The 15,347-nt window shown below is 66.5% G+C and carries 12 protein-coding genes; all 12 read right to left on the reverse strand.

Annotation, left to right across the window (positions count from 1 at the left end):
- Positions 1–10: 10 nt before the first annotated feature.
- The 12 genes from AC07O3_RS20790 to AC07O3_RS20845 all read right to left on the reverse strand — a co-directional run bounded on the left by AC07O3_RS20790 (position 11) and on the right by AC07O3_RS20845 (position 15,134).
- The gene (locus AC07O3_RS20790) at positions 11–721 is read right to left on the reverse strand and encodes a hypothetical protein (RefSeq protein ID WP_495340234.1); all 711 of its coding nucleotides are present in this window, start codon (positions 719–721) and stop codon (positions 11–13) included.
- Positions 693–1,607, reverse strand: a complete 915-nt coding sequence (locus AC07O3_RS20795; RefSeq protein ID WP_495340235.1) for a type VI immunity family protein — start codon at positions 1,605–1,607, stop codon at positions 693–695. Before AC07O3_RS20795 ends, AC07O3_RS20790 begins: the two co-directional genes overlap by 29 nt.
- Before the next feature lie 13 nt (positions 1,608–1,620).
- On the reverse strand, positions 1,621–2,541 hold the full coding sequence (locus tag AC07O3_RS20800; RefSeq protein ID WP_426391309.1) for a PAAR-like domain-containing protein: 921 nt from the start codon (positions 2,539–2,541) through the stop codon (positions 1,621–1,623).
- 3 nt (positions 2,542–2,544) lie between these two features.
- Positions 2,545–3,612 carry a hypothetical protein gene (locus AC07O3_RS20805; RefSeq protein ID WP_495340236.1) on the reverse strand — a complete coding sequence of 356 codons (1,068 nt, stop codon included), beginning with the start codon at positions 3,610–3,612 and terminating at the stop codon, positions 2,545–2,547.
- Between the two features lie 2 nt (positions 3,613–3,614).
- A complete protein-coding gene (locus tag AC07O3_RS20810; RefSeq protein WP_495340237.1) occupies positions 3,615–4,667 on the reverse strand; it encodes a DUF2169 family type VI secretion system accessory protein in 1,053 nt (350 codons plus the stop codon).
- A 17-nt stretch (positions 4,668–4,684) separates the two neighbouring features.
- Entirely contained in the window at positions 4,685–5,161 is a 477-nt protein-coding gene (locus AC07O3_RS20815; protein ID WP_426391306.1) for a DUF6484 domain-containing protein, read from the reverse strand.
- Positions 5,162–5,164: 3 nt separating this feature from the next.
- A complete protein-coding gene (locus tag AC07O3_RS20820; RefSeq protein ID WP_495340238.1) occupies positions 5,165–7,510 on the reverse strand; it encodes a type VI secretion system Vgr family protein in 2,346 nt (781 codons plus the stop codon).
- A 73-nt stretch (positions 7,511–7,583) separates the two neighbouring features.
- On the reverse strand, positions 7,584–7,979 hold the full coding sequence (locus AC07O3_RS20825) for a DUF4150 domain-containing protein (RefSeq protein ID WP_093058752.1): 396 nt from the start codon (positions 7,977–7,979) through the stop codon (positions 7,584–7,586).
- Between the two features lie 21 nt (positions 7,980–8,000).
- Positions 8,001–8,615, reverse strand: a complete 615-nt coding sequence (locus AC07O3_RS20830; RefSeq protein ID WP_495340239.1) for a DUF3540 domain-containing protein — start codon at positions 8,613–8,615, stop codon at positions 8,001–8,003.
- A gap of 52 nt (positions 8,616–8,667) precedes the next feature.
- Entirely contained in the window at positions 8,668–9,720 is a 1,053-nt protein-coding gene (locus AC07O3_RS20835; protein ID WP_495340240.1) for a pentapeptide repeat-containing protein, read from the reverse strand.
- Complete coding sequence (locus AC07O3_RS20840) at positions 9,717–12,314, reverse strand: DUF2169 family type VI secretion system accessory protein (protein ID WP_495340241.1); 2,598 nt, start codon at positions 12,312–12,314, stop codon at positions 9,717–9,719. The genes AC07O3_RS20835 and AC07O3_RS20840 overlap by 4 nt, the downstream gene beginning before the upstream one ends.
- A gap of 12 nt (positions 12,315–12,326) precedes the next feature.
- Positions 12,327–15,134 carry a type VI secretion system Vgr family protein gene (locus AC07O3_RS20845; RefSeq protein ID WP_495340242.1) on the reverse strand — a complete coding sequence of 936 codons (2,808 nt, stop codon included), beginning with the start codon at positions 15,132–15,134 and terminating at the stop codon, positions 12,327–12,329.
- Positions 15,135–15,347: the final 213 nt, after the last annotated feature.

The following is a 15,347-nucleotide window of genomic DNA, read 5'->3' on the forward strand; positions in this document are numbered from 1 at the left end:
GGGCGAGTTCCTACTCGAAGTGCAGCCGCACGATGGGCAGTGTCTCGTGCCAGGCGCAGCAGAGATTGATGATGAGATCCCACGCCTCGGCGTCCGCGTTGTCCCAGATCCATTCGTGATAGTGGATCGTGCGCGGGTCGTTGAACATGGCTTGCGCGCCGCTGACTTCCACCGCCTCGTCGGGATCGTTGGGATACGCAAGCGTCAATGCGTCCCAAAGTGCAAGGGTTTCGAGCAAACCCTGCCCGACCTCGGGCCGCACCGGCTGCGCGAATTCGATCTCGACCAGCAATGCGTAGTTGCCGCCCATGTCATCAGGGAACTCGACTTCGAACGGCGGCTCCTCCGGAGCGGCCGGACGCACGCCTCTCTCGCTCAGCAAGTCAAGCTCGCGCTGGCCCAGCACGGCACGCGCCGCATGGAAATGGACTTCGTGTTGGCGGCAATCCGCCAGCATGCCGCCCAGCACATCCAGGGCCGTGACAGGGAGCTCCTCGACTTGCAGCCACGCCTGTACCGACGCGCCAGCGGCGCGAAGCTCGACCGGCGCCGAAGGAAGCCGCCTCCCCGGGAAGAAGAACCCTGCGTCGACCGCATCAAGAAAGACGCGAATACGCCGTTCAACAAGCTCGACCGATCCTTCGGGACCACGCTCCAGCGTGGCCCGAAGCAGAACCGGGCCGCTATAGCGCTCAGACGAAGAAACGTCGAAGCCAGTCATGCGCAGCCTCGTCGGACATACCTTTGATCACCAGCTCATCCAGCGCCTCGTCGGGCGCCCGCACGGGCTCGACGAGGCGGCCCACAGCATGGTAGGCCGGCAACCGATCCTTGCGGTTCAGGTCGCCCAGTTTCGGCGCCTCTCCTGCGCGAAGGATCACACCGCCCTGGCCGAGCGGAAGCACCGACACCTCCGCAGGAGCGTTGTTCGCCAACGCATCACGCCCGCCCAGTGCAGCCACCAAATCAGCACCGAGAAACGTGAGCCAGTTGACAGCCACCACGCCTTGGTCGACCGCATTCGACAAGCGGACGGCGTCACCATAGCCGAGGCCCGGATGACGACGATGCAGAGGGGCGGCCCAAGCGAAGACCTTCTCCTCAAGCGCCGTATCTGTCTCTTCCCAGACAAGGGAGTATCCGCAGTACCCGCTGTCAAGCGGCAGTTCTGCCAAGGCGGCCTGAACCAGGCTGACCACTTGCTGTGGCTCATCACCCCACTCCACCGGCAAGATCATTCGAAGTACGAAGCGCGGCGGCTCGAAGGCGCCTGCTAGTGTCATATCCAAGGCCGGTGGACACACATCGCGAGCGGTTTCGCCGCTGTGCACACGGAAGCTGAGCATGTTGGTGGCCAGCAGACGCGGGTCAGCAAACCAATGCGCCGGCCCCTCAAACGCTTGCACGTCAAAGGCGCGAAAGCGCTTCATGTCTCCAGTGCGATAGAAACGCAGCCGTGCGCCGAAGTTGTGGGCGAAGTCATTCAGGAATCTCGCGAAACCTGCGCCGCCATTACCCGGCAGCCCGTTGACGAATGCGACGGCCTCGACGCACGGCATGGCCAGTACATGGTCGCCCTTCGCGAGAGTGAATCGGTGCCATTCCATGGTTCTCGACCTTTCAGGAGCAGATGCAGTGTTCCGCAGGTCTCATTTCAAAGACCTTCTTGTCCGTCTTAGGTGACATCTTCAGCATTTTCTTCTGATTGTCAGTCGGGCTGTCCCCCGGAAATTTGACCTCGATGATCTTGAACACGTCCTTGAGCATCAACTTTCCTTTTTCCACCAACTTCTTGGATACCTTCTTGACACCGACCAACACGATGTCCCACCTGGCGCACCCCTTTCCCGAGCCGGTTGCAGCACCCCACTTCCCGATGAAGTCTCCTCCAGCAAGATCCTGCGAAGCCTCCGTGATCAACCCTGGCTGATTTCCTCGTTGCCCGCTCTTCTTGGGATCCAACACATTGCGCATCTCGTTCTGGAACTTTTTCGTCGACGGTTTCGGCTTCTTCTTGCTCTTTTTGGCCTTGTTCTTGGCCTTTGCGTCTTTCTTTTTCTTCTTCTCCATTGCCTTGCAGGCCGCATCGCAGAGCTTGTCGGCCATGGCCTGACCGACTTCGTCGATCAGCGGCTGCTGCGCCACCCCACCCAGATTCGCCGCGTTCTCCGAGTTGTGGAACATCTTGTCCGTGAGCCGGGCCGTGTTCTTGCCGTCCATCTTCACGTCGAAGGAGTAGAGGATCCAGGTTGCCTCCTTCATGAAGGTGCTGGACTTCACGCCCCCCGCCACACCTGCGTTGTCACCGTTGGACAGCGCGAACTTCGAACCCTTGTTCGCGGCCATCGCCTTGTCGCCTTTGACGGTGCTGGTGCCGCTCGACAGCGTGATCGAGTTGGCGATGTTCGGATAGGGGACCGGCACGGGACCACCGGGGCTCGGCGTCTTGCACACGTCGGGGATGGTCGCGGTGCTGATGCCGATGCTGAACTTGTGGACCAGCGTGAGGCTGGTGCCGTTGACCCTGATGGTGAGCGGCATGACTCAGCCTCTCATCGGTTCGGGGCAGCGCACCAGCACCGCCCCGCGTTCGCCCGACTCGGAACTGCCCCATATCATCGACAGCGGCCCCTTGGCGTAGCGCTTGCGATTGGCGATGACAGCCAGCGCCATGTGCAGCGGCGAACCCGCCGCACCCACGTCACCCCAGCAGTCGGCTGGCGCGATGAAATCCGATGCTGCGCGAAAGTGTTCTCCGTTGCGCAGCGTGGCAAAGCCGAACTCGTCGGCCCGGTAGGGCTCTCCGTTGAGATCACAGAACACGTTGTGCACTTGCTCGCCAGGCGCGAGGGCCCGCAGCGCGGCGCGGAAGGCCTGGGTCAAGCCCTCGCCGATGCACACCGCGTCCGTCTTGATGAGCTTGGACTCCATGCCGATGCCAACCGACACCAGTTCCCCGAGCGGCACGATGCCGCTCAGCTGAGCCAAGCGGGGCGTGCCAAGCAACACCGCGCCAGCGGCCTCGCCGGGGATGAAGCCCCAGGCATTGTTGAGCGGGCCGCCGCCGTGGAGTTGATCGCAGGCTTCGACCCATTCGAGCGTCTCGGGTGCGAGATATGAATCAGTGCCCGCCACCACACATGCATCGAAGGCATCGCGCACACAACCAGCCTCGGCGGCGGCCACGGCCATGTGGCCTGCTGCATGGCCGACTTCGAAGCGCGCAATGCGGACGAATCGATCACCCATGCGCTCCCGCATGGCCTCCAACACGTCATCGGCCAAGCCATCAGGCTGCCCGGGGCGCGGCGGCGGCAGCGCCAATGCAAGGCCGATGCGCGGCGACACGTTTCCGCCAAGCTCCGTCAACGGTGCCAACGCCTCCTCGATGGCCGGCAGCAGCAGCGCGCCCAGGCGCGCGGCACCGTCGAGGCCCACGTCGAGCCAGGGCGCTCGCGCGATACGCATCGCCTCGCCGGCCGTGTCGACCATGTACGGGTGCTCGGAGAAGCCACACACGCCAGCGCGCGCAGCCGCGGCGCTGGCCCACACATTGCGTCCTATCGGCGTGCTGGCGCCGAGCCCGAGGATCTGCAATGCGTTGCCGGCCATGCTCAGGCCTCCACCGCCTGCTCGGGCACGGTCTCGCCCAGGCGCAGTAGCCGTTTCTCGACGATGCGCGTCTTCAGCAGCTTATGAACCTTGGGATGACAAGGCAACGCGCTGTGCCAGACCAACGAAACGCGCATCACTGCCGGCTCGAGGATCACCGTGTGCAACTGCGGTCGCTCATGCAGCACCTGCATGCCGTCGGAGAAGAAGGTTTCGAAGCCCAGCAGTACACGAGGCAGCGCGAAGCGGATCTCGGACTGCTGCGCCAGATGCACCATCAGCACCGGCTCGTCGCCCACGAGAAACTGCGGCGCCTGCTGGTCCACAGGCGCGCACTGATAGTGCCGGTCATCGAAATCCACCGGCAGCAGCGGCAACCGATCCCGCTGCCACGCTTCGTCATACGTCCCCGCAAACCCCGCGCGCGGCTGCCAGTGATTGCACAGCGGCCCGAAGCCCGCAGGCTCCGGCCGGTCGCTCCACGCCCGCACGCATTGATCCGGATACTCGATATTCGGCAGTCGCACACCTTCCGCATGCGCAGCCTCCATCACAAAGCCCGTGCCCACCGGATTGCGCACATCGAACTGCGGCAACGGCGCATCGCGCGTCCACGGATCGACACCGCCGTATGCGCGCTCCCACACCAGCGGCATGGTGCTGAAAGGCTCGGGCTCCGATGGCGCGCCGCCGAGCCACACGCGGTCGCCGGTCACGCGCAGCCGCTTGGCAATCGGGCCGACGCGCAGGCCCACGTCGAGCTGCGTCACGGGCACTCCACCGGGCGCATGCGCATTGCCGATCAACAGCACGTCGGTCGTCAGTTTGGTGCGAACCAGGTCCATCTCGTAGAGCAGGCTGGGCTGCGGCGCGGCCTCGTCGACGAAGACGGGCGCCTGCGCGACGGGTGGTTGTTCGGGAGCAACGCTCGTCTCGCCATCAGGCGAAATATCGAAGCTGCACTTCACCGCCACGAGCCAGATCTCCGCTCCGTCGCGGTCGCGCACCCAGGTGCGTTCGGCGGCATAGGGTGTGCGGTTTTCGAGCTGCCACATGGCGTGTGCCTCGTTCGTCAGTTGATGCCCACGTAGGCACCCTTGACGCGGTTCGCACCGCGCGAGCGCGTGAGCACGTAGTTGCCGTTGATCAGCACCTTGCCCGCGCGCGTGAGGACGATGCTGGCCTCGCCGCAGCGCAGCTCGATGCGCTCGCGCGCCTGCAGCACGACGCGCTCGCCATCCACGCGCGCATCGAGTGCCGGTGGCGCTTCGGTGCGCAGCGGCTGCACGCGTCCGACGATGACCGGGTGCCGCACCTCGCCCTGCTCGAAGGCCACGACGATCGCCGCGCCTGCATCACCAGGCGCCAGGCCCACTGTCGAGAGCGCCTGCACCGGTGTCATGCCATCGCCCAGCGTGACCAGGAAGCGCCCCTCGGCATCGAAGCCGGCAAAGGCGGCCACCGCCACGCCCTGGCCCGACAGCTTCGACCAGGCGGCCACGCTGTGCAGCACGCTGCGCGCGCTCTGGAGATCGGTGTGGTCTTCCACGGCTCAGTCCTCCCCCAGGTTGGAGCCCTTGATCTTGATCGAGCCACCAGCCTTGAACGACGCGCTGCCGTCGGCCTTGATGGTGATCTTGGCGCCCTTGATGGTGATGCCGCTGGCGTTCATGACGATCTTGCTGCCGCCCGCCTTGAGCATGATGGTGGGCGCCTCGACCATGCAGATCGCGCCCGCCTTGATCTTGATCGGCCCCTTCGATGTCTCGGAGATCACCGCGGCCGACAGCTTGTGCGGGCCCCCCACGGAGATCGACTGCAGCGCGCCCACGCTCACCTTTTGCACGCCGCCCACACTGACCATCTGCGCGCCGCCGACGCTCACGGTCTGCACGCCGCCCACGTTGATGGCCTCGCCCGCGCCCACGCTGTGCATGCGGCCCGCGCCAACGGTGTGCGCCTCGGCCACAGAAATGGTGGTGGTCTGCATGCCATTCACGGTATGACTGCGCCCGCCGTTGACGGTCACGGTCTCGCCGCCGTTCACGGTCTCGGTGCGATGGCCGGTGATGACGATGGTCTCGGTGCCGCCCACCGTCTCGCTGCGGTTGGAGCCTATCGACACGGTCTGGTCGACGCCCACGTGCTGCTTCTGGTTGTTGCCCACGCTCTCCGAGTCATCCACGTCGATGGTGTCGGTGCGGCTGTTGTGCACGGTGGTCGTCTGGTTGTTCTCGACCGTGGTGTTCATGTCGTACTGGCCGTGGATGGTCACCTTCTCCTTGCCGGCGGTGTCGTCCATCGACAGTTCGTTGTAGCCCTTGCCCTTGTGCGTGTTCGACTTGATGCCGCTCACCACGGCGCCGGCCGGCAGGCCGAAGGGCGCCATCGATTCGCCGTTGTAGAAGCGGCCGACGATGATGGGCTGGTCGGGGTCCCCATCCAGAAAATCGACGATCACTTCCTGGCCGATGCGCGGGATGCTGATCGCGCCCCAGCTCTTGCCGGCCCAGGGGTGAGACACGCGCACCCAGCATGAGCTGTTCTCGTCGTTCTTGCCGTAGCGGTCCCAGTGGAACTGCACCTTCACGCGGCCGTGCTCCTCGGTCCAGATCTGCTCACCGCTGCGGCCCGTGACGATGGCGCTCTGCGGGCCGGGCATGGTGACGCGCGGCGTCAGGCGGGGCGGGCGCCAGGGCGTTTTCAGCGGAATCACCGTGAGCAAAAAACTGCTGCTCGCGCGCTGGCCGGTGCTCAGCGCCGGCGTCTCGGCGATCAGGTCGCCCACCAGTTCGCCCAGCCCGGTGTTGACGGGGTCGTCGGCCAGCGCGTCGTGCAGCACGACGTCGATCGAACGCCGGCTCTCGGGAAAGTTCGCGCCCTCGTAGCCGGGATGGCTCGCGACGAATGTGCAGGCCGCGATCAGGTAGTCACCGTCGCGCTTGCCGTCGGGGTCGCCCTTGAACGCGAAGCTGCGCCCGGCCGTCACGTCGGGCCAGCTGGTCAATGCCCAATGGCGCTGCCGCCGGCCGATCAGCTCGTCGAGCCGCAGCTGCGCGAGGTTGTCGGTGTCGTCGCCCGACTGATAGCCGCCCGGGAACTCGAACACTTCCAGGTCCGACAGCTCGTGCGTGTCGGGATCGCCCTTGTCGGCGCGCAGCTGCTTGCTGATGACCTTGAAGTCCCGGTCGCGCGACGCGAACTTGCCCGATTCGAATTGGCGCGAGCTTATCCAGCGCGTGATCTCGTTGAAGCGCCCTTCCGACGCACCGCGCTCTGCATGGTTCAGCGTATCGGCAACGGGCAGTTTCTCGTGTGCCAGCGTGCTGCTGTCCGACAGGTACAGGGTGCCGGGCGCGTCGTGCGCGTCGAACCAGTAGTAGATGCCCTCTTCTTCCAGAAGGCGCGAAAGAAACTGGTAGTCGCTCTCCCGGTATTGCACGCAGTACACGTGGGGCTCATGGGGGCCGACCACGCCGCCCGCCTTGAGCTTCTTGAGGCTGCCAATGGGGCTGTCGTCGAGCACGGCATCGATCACGCCCAGCACCGGCTTGTTCTGCAGGATGCGTGCGTTGACGCGCTTGCTCAGCAGCCAGAACCACGAGCGCAGACTGATGCGGTATTCGAGGAAGCGCCCACTCTGTGCCACGCGCGTGAAGCGCACGGCATGCCCCTGGCAGTGCCGCTTGTGAGTATCGCCATCGGCATCAGCGAATTCGATCACGACGTCGAAGGAGCGGCCCAGCACGTCCGCGGCATCGATGCTCTCGTTGTCAGTCAACACCGTGAGTTCGTAGGCCGAGGGGCGCGCCAGCACCTCGTGGCCCACGATGCGCCAGAACATGAGCTTGTCGACTACGGGCGAATCGCCCTGGATGCTGAACTTGTGATCGGCCATGCTTCCCGTCCCTTTTTTTGCGTTCCCCTCCCTCGCGAGCCGCACCGCCGTGCGGCCGCGCAGCCACCTCCGCCTACGGCGCCAGCAACAGCACCAGCGGCTGGCTCGGCACCGTGCGCACACCGGGGCAATTGGTGCTGTTCTGCAGCGACGTGCTGGTAAGCCGCGACGCGGGCATGCCCATCCACAGCACAGTGAAGGCGCCGGTGAGATGGCGGCTCGGCCCCATCACCGTGCCCGAGGCCACGCCCAGCATCACGCCCGGGTTGTCGCCGTTGGTCATGGGAATGGTGGTGCCGAGGTTGTGCGCCGGCCCGCCCATGATGAGGATCGTGGGGCAGTTCGGAATCGCCATCGGCCCCATCGCGATGTTCGGATACGGCACCGGAATGGGCGACGGCGCGGCGGGCGTGATGCAGACATCGGGAAAGCCCATGTCGGTGCCCATCAGCTGGCAGTTGGCGAACATTTCCTGTTCTCCCTTTTCGCTTCAGCCGAAGTGGATCTGCGCGCCGCGCGCCTTGATGAGCTCACGGCCGTTCACCAGCGTGTGCTCGCCTTCGAGCCGCAGCAGTTGCTTCGCCTCGCACTCCAGATGCGTGGCCGCCACGCGGTCGATGCCGTCGGTGGTGCGCAGGTAGTGCTTGCTGAAATGCTGCACGCGGTCCATCACCGAGGACAGCACCGAGCCGACCAGCTTGATGCCGGTGCCCACCACGGTGAGCTGGCGGCCGACGACGTCTGCGGTGTCGGTGGCCAGGCGCGTGCGCTGGGTGGCCACGTCGAGCTCTTCGGCCGCGAGTTCGAGCCGGCCGCCCTCCACGGCAATGCGCATGTTGTTGCCTTCGCAGCTGACGACGTTGGCGGTGCCCTCCTCGCGCTGCAGCACGGCCATGACCCAGACCTCGTCGGGCGCGATGCGCAGGCAGGCAACGCTGTCGCCAGCGGCAGGTTCGAGCAGGCAGCTCGCCGCGCGCCGCGTGCGAAGCCGCAGGCCGCCACTGTCGACGACGGGCGCCCCGACCTCGTCGAGGCCAAGCACGCCGACGCACCACTGGCCAGTGATGGCCTGGGCGGGCGCTGGTTTCAGGCTGCTTGTCTTCATGGTGTTTTTCCTCCGTTGCTTGGCTTCGATGTGGTGTGGCTGCGATGTGGCGTCATGCGACCAGCGGCTGCCAGCGCTCGGATTTCTCCAGCTCCGGGTCGCTCTCGATGGCGCGTGCGCGGTCGGTCATCTGCGCGTCTTCCGTATTGGCGCCATGCAGCACGGTGCGCATCAGCGTGGCGTGGCGCAGGTCGGCGGTGCCCAGGTCGGCATGGCGGAAATCGGCATAGGTGAGTTCGGCGCCCGTGAAGTTGGCGCCGCGCAGCTTCGCGCCCGCGAAGTGCGTCTGGTACAGGTCGCAGCCCGAGAAGTTGGCCTGCGGCAGCACGGCCCCGGTGAACAGCGCCTGCCTCAGCTTCGCGCCGGAGAAGTCGCACCCCGTGCCGCCCGCCTCGCAGAAGATCGACGAGGGCGCCACCGCCTTAGCGAACTTCGCTCCATCGAGCCGCGCGCCCTGGAAGTTGCACTGCCGCAGCACGATGCCGCTGAAGTCCGCGCCACCCAGGTCGGTGGACGAGAACTGGCAACCCTCCAGCTCCAGCCCCGCGAACGACATGCCTTTCAGCGAGGTCTTGAAGAACACGTTGCGCAGCATGCGCGCCCCGGTCCACGTGAGGTGCGACAGGTCGCACTCGTTCACCGCGGTGTAGTGCCAGCTGGTGTCGTCGGCGCACACATCCAGCAGCACCGACTGGCTGAACACCGCCGAGTCGAGCTGCGCGCCGCGCAGCACCGCATGGTCGAGCCGGCACTTCGCGACGGTGGCCATGGTGAGCACGGTGCCGGCCAGCTGCGCGTGCGTCAGGTCGCATTCGGTGAACACCGCACCGTGCAGGTTGGCCTCGCGCAGATCGACGTGGTCGAGCAGGCAGCGATTGAACACAGCCTTGCGAAGGTTAGCGCCCGAGACGAGCGCGCCGCGCAGGTCGCACTGGTCGAACACGGTCTCGCGCAGGTCTGCTGCGCGCAGGTCGGCTTCGGCAAGGTTGACCTTGGAGAACACGCCGCCGCCCAGCGGCAGTTTCGCGAACTGGCCCTTGCGCAGGTCGAGGCCTTCCAGCGTCTCTCCGACGCCAACGGCAATGGCGAGCAGTTGCGGTGTCATGCTGCAGCCTGCTGTTCAGGAGTGAGCCTGGGCCACGTGCGCGCACGCTGGAGCAACGCGCCGTCGAAGCTGGTCGATCCGTCGAGCCGCACGCGGCTGAGGTCGGCACCGAAGAGGTTGCTGCGCCGCAGGTCGGCACCGCGCAGGTCGGCCGACTGGAACACCGCGTCGCTGAAGTTCACGCCCGACAGCAGCGCTCCGGTGCAGATGGCCTTGCGCATCAGGGCGCCCTTGGCGCTGGCCAGCCGCAGGTCGGCCCCGTCGAGCCGCGCATCGCAGAGGTTGGCGCCGTCGAGCACGGAACGCACCAGCTTCGCACCGCGCAGGTCCGAGGCGCCGAAGTTGAAGTTGCGCAGGTCGGCCAGGCCCATCTCGGCATCGGCGAGGCTGGTGCCCTTCACGGCCACGGCGCCGGCGCACTTCGCGCCCATGAGCCGGGCGGCGTCGAGCTTGCAGGTGACGAAGGTGGCGGCTGCGAGCGTGGCGTCGTGCATGTCCACGCCCGTGAGGTCGCACTCGATGAAGTTGCAGGCCGACAGGTCGGCCTCGGGCCAGCGCATGCCCTTCAGGTCGAGCCTGTGAAAGACCTGGCCCGCGAGCAGTGCACCGGTCCAATCTGCCTCGCCCCAGGTGGTTTCGAGCAGTTGGGCCTTCGTGAAGTTGGCGCGCCGCATCTGCGTGCCGCCGAAGGCGCAGTGCATGAGCATGGCCTGCGAGAAATCGCTGCCGTCGAACACGCCGCGCGCGAGCCGCGCCTTGCCGAGGTTGGCCTCGCGAAAGCTGGCACCGATGGCAATGGCGCCTTCCAGGTTCGCATGCGCGAGCACCGCCCCCGCGAAAGTGGCGCCCGAGAGATTGGCATTGCTGAAGTTGGTGCTCTCCAGCCATGCGCCTTCGAAGTTCACCTCGCGCAGGTCGAGGCCAGAAAAGTCGGCGCCCGTGAAGTCGGCGCGCGAAAACAGCTTGATGCCGGCCGCGATGGCACGCGTCATTTCCGCACGCAATACCGCTGCCGCATCGGCCGGCATCGCAAAGGCCGGCGGCTGCACATGGGCGGACTGCAGGTAGCCCTTGCGCTGCACTTCCTCGAGTTCGCAGAGCTTGGGGAACATCGGCGTCAGGTCGACCTTGCGGGTGCTGCCTGCCGCCTGCGCCTGCATCTCGGCCAGATGCTTCTCGGCGTGGTAGAGCGGCGGCCCGCGGTGCTGCACCTTGGCGAGGTCGATGCGGTGCTGCTCAGCCGCTTCCAGTGCCTTCTCGAGCACGGTCACGGCGTCTTCGACGGCAGCCCAGCCCTGCGCGTTGGCCTCCTTCATCTTCTTCTCGAGGTACGGTGGCAGCTCATCGCCCACCGGCACCTTCTCGCGCGGCGGCATCCTGATGCCGAGCGCGTCGGGGTCCTTGCCCATTTCCACGGCCTTGTCGCGCGCGAACTCGACGTCCATCTCGGCCCGGCGGTACTGCGCCTCGCCCTGCAGGCCGTCCATGCCGAACGGTGCCTTGGCGGCTTCGACGTCGGGGTCGAGCGTGCTGATGCCTTCGGGCAGCAGGTCGCTGTCGATGATGGCGTAGACGGGGCCCATCTTCGGGTCTGCGCGCTTGGCCGCAGCTTCGAGGTAATGCGCGTCGCTGCGCGGCTCGCCGGTGCGCTCTACCGCACCCATCAGGCTGGCCACGTCGGAGCCGTCGTCGGTGCCGACCTCGGCCAGCCCCTGGAAGATCGCGATGCAGCGCTCCGCATGCGGGAAGAACCACACGGTGGTCAGCCGCAACGGCACCTCGCGCACCTTGGGCTCGCTGCTGCCGGCAATCCTGTAGCCGACGAACACGCGCGCGCGCAGGCCCGGCAGGCGGCCTTCGATGCGCGGCTTTTCCGGGTGCATGTTGTCGAAGGCGAAGGGCTCGCCGCCGGCGAGAGGCGCGGCCATCCACTGGTCGGGAGGCGCGAGGTTGAAGTAGCGCCAGTCGGTGTCGGGCGCAAAGCCCGGCGCATGCAGCTTCAGGTAGTCGGCGTCGTAGGTGCCGCGGTACTGCGCGCGCTGCGGATGCATCAGGTCGAGCGCGCCGAAGCCGGCCGGCGCAATGGCCTGGTCGGGCCTCAGCAGGCGGTCTTGCGGCAACTCGGTGTTCGGCAGCCACAGGACGCCGTCGCGTGCCTGCCGACCCCGGCCTTGCGGGTTCTGCGCGAAATCGGCACCGCCGTATGCGGCAGCCCAGTCGAGCGGCAGCGACTCGAAGGGCTGCGGCGCGGTGGCGCGCGTACCCTCCCAGTGCCGCTCGCCGAAGACGAGCAACGTCTTCTCGCACGCGCCGAAGCGCGCGCGCACCGCGCAGGCATCGGGCCGGTCGGTCGGCGCGAAGGCCTTGCCGTGCACCAGGAACTCGGGCGTGAGCTTGGCGACGCCTTCGTCGATCAGCGGCTGCGCCATTTCCTTCGCAAGAAAAGACCACATCGACTGCTCGGCCCACAGCGTGCCGCGCTCGCCCTGCGCGAACGGCAGGTGCAGGTACGCGCTGACGCTGAGTCCGAACCGCTTGCGGAACTCGATGGGCCGCGTCGAGAGGCCGAGCGCCTGGGGCTTGAGAACTTGCATTCGGCGCCCCGGCTAGTCGTCTTCGGGCTCGCGCTCTGCGGGCGGCCGGGCCGAGCCGTCAGGCTCGACGGCGTTGTTGACCTTGCCGAGATCGGCGGTGCCGCTGGGGTCACTGGTAAAGACCTCCGCGATCGGCAACCCCAGCCCCATGATCGGCACCAGGCCGAGGATGGCGTCGAAGCGCCGGTTGCTGGCCTTGCCCGCCAGCGACCGAAGCCGGTCTTCCAGGCTGTGCAGGCCTTCGGCATGCGCGTCGTCGGCGGCCTTGCCCAGGGCCTCGGCCGCATCGGCGTACTGCTTGAGCGTGGCGCCGATGTCGACATAGGCCGAGGCGGCGCCCGCCACGGCGGCCAGGCCGCCGGCCACCGCGGCCGCCCCGGCGCCCGCGCCACCGGCGCCCGGCGTGAAGGTGTGCAGCGCCGATTGCTTGACATCCATCGCCACCGCCGCGATGTCGGGCGCCGCGCAGTTGGTCAGCTTCACGCCCGCCGTGTTCTCGATGTTCACTCCCAGCACGTTGGCCATGGCCAACGCCAGCGCGTTCTCGATGCTCATGCCGATGAAGGTCGAGCGGGTCACGCCCATGTTGGCTTCGCTGTTGGTGCCGATATAGCCGCTCGAGTTGGAGCCCAGCACCGTGGTGTTCGAGCCGATGGAGGTGGCGTTGATGTCGCCCACCGCCATCATCTCGATCTTGGTGTTGCTTATCAGCTTGATCTTGTCGGCCATCAGCCCCAGCGGGCCGCTGGGCACGGTGATGTACTTGGAGTTGGAGCCCGTCACCAGCCAGTCGATGTGGGCGGCCTCGAAGCTCATCTTCGCGGCCTTGTAGGTGACGTTGCCGCTGACGGTGATGGTCTGGTTGCCGGTGACGTTGCGGGTTTCGCCGGCGCGCGAGGTGTCGGTGCGCGCGCCTGTCACGTCGCTCAGGCTGGTGCCCGTGACCATGGTCTTGTCGTCGCTGTCGACGAAGGTGGTGCGAGTGCCAACCACCTGGTTGTTCTGCTTGCCCTTGACCGTGTTCTTCTGGTCGACCACCACCATGTTGGTGTCGTTGCGCGTGACGGTGCTCTTGCGGTCGCGGTCTACCAGGCTGGTCTGGTCGCGCTTGACGGTGACGGTCTGGTCGCGGTCGACGGTGGTGGAGTCGTCGCGCTCCACGCTGCGGCTCATGTCGAGCTCGGCGTGGATGTTGATGTTCTCCTCGCCCTTCTTGTCCTCGAACATGATCTCGTTGTAGTTCGCAGGGCCGCCGCCGGGCGTGGAGCGGGTCTTGAAGCCGCTCTGCGTGGGCGACTTGTACGGGATGGGCTGCTCGTCGTTGTAGACGCGCCCGACGATGATCGGCCGGTCGGGGTCGCCGTTGAGAAAGTCGACGATCACCTCCTGCCCGATGCGCGGAATGAAGTAGCCGCCCCAGCCCTTGCCGCCCCAGGGCTGCGACACGCGCACCCAGCAGGTCGACTTCTCGTTGCTCTCGTCGTAGCGGTCCCAGTGAAAGTGCACCTTCACGCGGCCGTGGTCGTCCACGTGCAGCTCGTCGCCCTTGGGGCCGACGACGATGGCGGTCTGCGGGCCGGGCATGGTCACGCGCGGCGTGAGGCGCGGCGCGCGGAACAGGCGATCGGCCGGCATCACGGTGAGCAGGAAGATGCTGTTGCCGGTCTGCGCGGCGGCCAGCGCGGGCGTGGCGGCGATGAGCTCTTCGAGCACCGGCAGCGTGTCGGCGTTCACCGCGTCGTCGCGCAGCACGTCGGCCAGCGCGTTGTGCACGGGCCGCGCCGCGGCGCTGGCGCTCACGCCCTCGTAGCCTCGGTGGCTGGCGACGAAGGTGCAGGTAGCAATGACGTAGTCGCCGTTGCGCGTGCCGTCGGGGTCGCCCTCGTACTTGAAGCCGCGCCCGGCGGTGACGTCGGGCCACGGCGTCACGGCCCAGTGGCGGTCGCGGCGCGCGTTGAGTTCGTCGCCGCGCAGCTTGGCGCGGGTCTCGGCTTCATCGCCGGTGAAGTAGCCGCCCGGGAACTCGAACAGCTCCAGGTTGGCCAGCTCGTGGTCGTCCGAGGCGTCGATGTCGGCGCCCAGCTTTTTCTTGATGGCCTTGAAGTCGCTGTCGCGCGAGGCATGCTTGCCGGTGTCGAACTGGCGCCCGCTGACCCAGCGCGAGATTTCGTTGAAGCGCGGCTCGGCGGCGTTGGTGGCCATGTGGCGCAGGGTGTCGGCAGCGGGCAGCTTGTCGTGCGCCATGTCGCTGGCGTCCGAAAGGTGCATGGTTCCGGGGGCGTCGTGCGCGTCGAACCAGTAGTAGATGCCTTCGTCTTCGAGCAGGCGCGAGAGAAACTGGTAGTCGCTTTCCTGGTGCTGCACACAGTAGCGGCGCGGGTTGTGGGTGCCTACGACGTTGTCGGCCTTGGTTTTCTTGAAGCGCTTGATGGGGCTGTCCTCGAACACGGCGTCGAGCACTTCCAACACTTTCTTTTCTTGCAGGATGCGGGAGTTGGCGCGCTTGGTGAGCAGCCAGAACCACGAGCGCAGGGTGATGCGATATTCGTAGTGTCGTCCCATGTGGCCGGCGCGCACGAAGCGCACGGCATGGCCCTGGCAGTGGCGCTCGTGCGTGCCGCCGTCGGCATCCTGGAACTCGATGACCACGTCGAAGGCATGCCCGAGGATGTCCTTGGCCTCGATGGCCTTGTTCTGCGAGATCACCGTAAGCTCGTAGGCCGACGGACGCGCAAGCGCCTCGTGGCCGACGATGCGCCAGAACATCAGGTCGTCCTTCGCGGGTGAATCGCTTTCTATGCGGAACTCGTGGTCGGCCATTTTTTTCTCTTGATGGTGGTGGCGTGTCAGTCAGTCAGTCAGTCAGGAAGACATTCGGGGTGCGTGCGAATGACACCGGGTACTCCCCTCCGCGAATGTCCCCCGCCTTCGGCTCCTCCTTTATTTCGCTGCGGGGAGCACCCGATGCCATTCGCACATGGACGCGGCTGTGGTGCCGGCCGATCAACCACCGATGCGAACAACGATCACGCC

The organism is Variovorax sp. GW821-FHT09D05 (assembly GCF_059416325.1).

Excerpts from the sequence above, each read along its gene's own strand:
- AC07O3_RS20810 (WP_495340237.1), bottom strand. The coding sequence starts at position 4,667 with ATGTGGCAGCTCGAAAACCGCACACCCTATGCCGCCGAACGCACCTGG.
- AC07O3_RS20795 (WP_495340235.1), bottom strand. The coding sequence starts at position 1,607 with ATGGAATGGCACCGATTCACTCTCGCGAAGGGCGACCATGTACTGGCC.
- AC07O3_RS20845 (WP_495340242.1), bottom strand. The coding sequence starts at position 15,134 with ATGGCCGACCACGAGTTCCGCATAGAAAGCGATTCACCCGCGAAGGAC.
- AC07O3_RS20805 (WP_495340236.1), bottom strand. The coding sequence starts at position 3,612 with ATGGCCGGCAACGCATTGCAGATCCTCGGGCTCGGCGCCAGCACGCCG.
- AC07O3_RS20830 (WP_495340239.1), bottom strand. The coding sequence starts at position 8,615 with ATGAAGACAAGCAGCCTGAAACCAGCGCCCGCCCAGGCCATCACTGGC.
- AC07O3_RS20825 (WP_093058752.1), bottom strand. The coding sequence starts at position 7,979 with ATGTTCGCCAACTGCCAGCTGATGGGCACCGACATGGGCTTTCCCGAT.
- AC07O3_RS20820 (WP_495340238.1), bottom strand. The coding sequence starts at position 7,510 with ATGGCCGATCACAAGTTCAGCATCCAGGGCGATTCGCCCGTAGTCGAC.
- AC07O3_RS20840 (WP_495340241.1), bottom strand. The coding sequence starts at position 12,314 with ATGCAAGTTCTCAAGCCCCAGGCGCTCGGCCTCTCGACGCGGCCCATC.
- AC07O3_RS20790 (WP_495340234.1), bottom strand. The coding sequence starts at position 721 with ATGACTGGCTTCGACGTTTCTTCGTCTGAGCGCTATAGCGGCCCGGTT.
- AC07O3_RS20835 (WP_495340240.1), bottom strand. The coding sequence starts at position 9,720 with ATGACACCGCAACTGCTCGCCATTGCCGTTGGCGTCGGAGAGACGCTG.
- AC07O3_RS20800 (WP_426391309.1), bottom strand. The coding sequence starts at position 2,541 with ATGCCGCTCACCATCAGGGTCAACGGCACCAGCCTCACGCTGGTCCAC.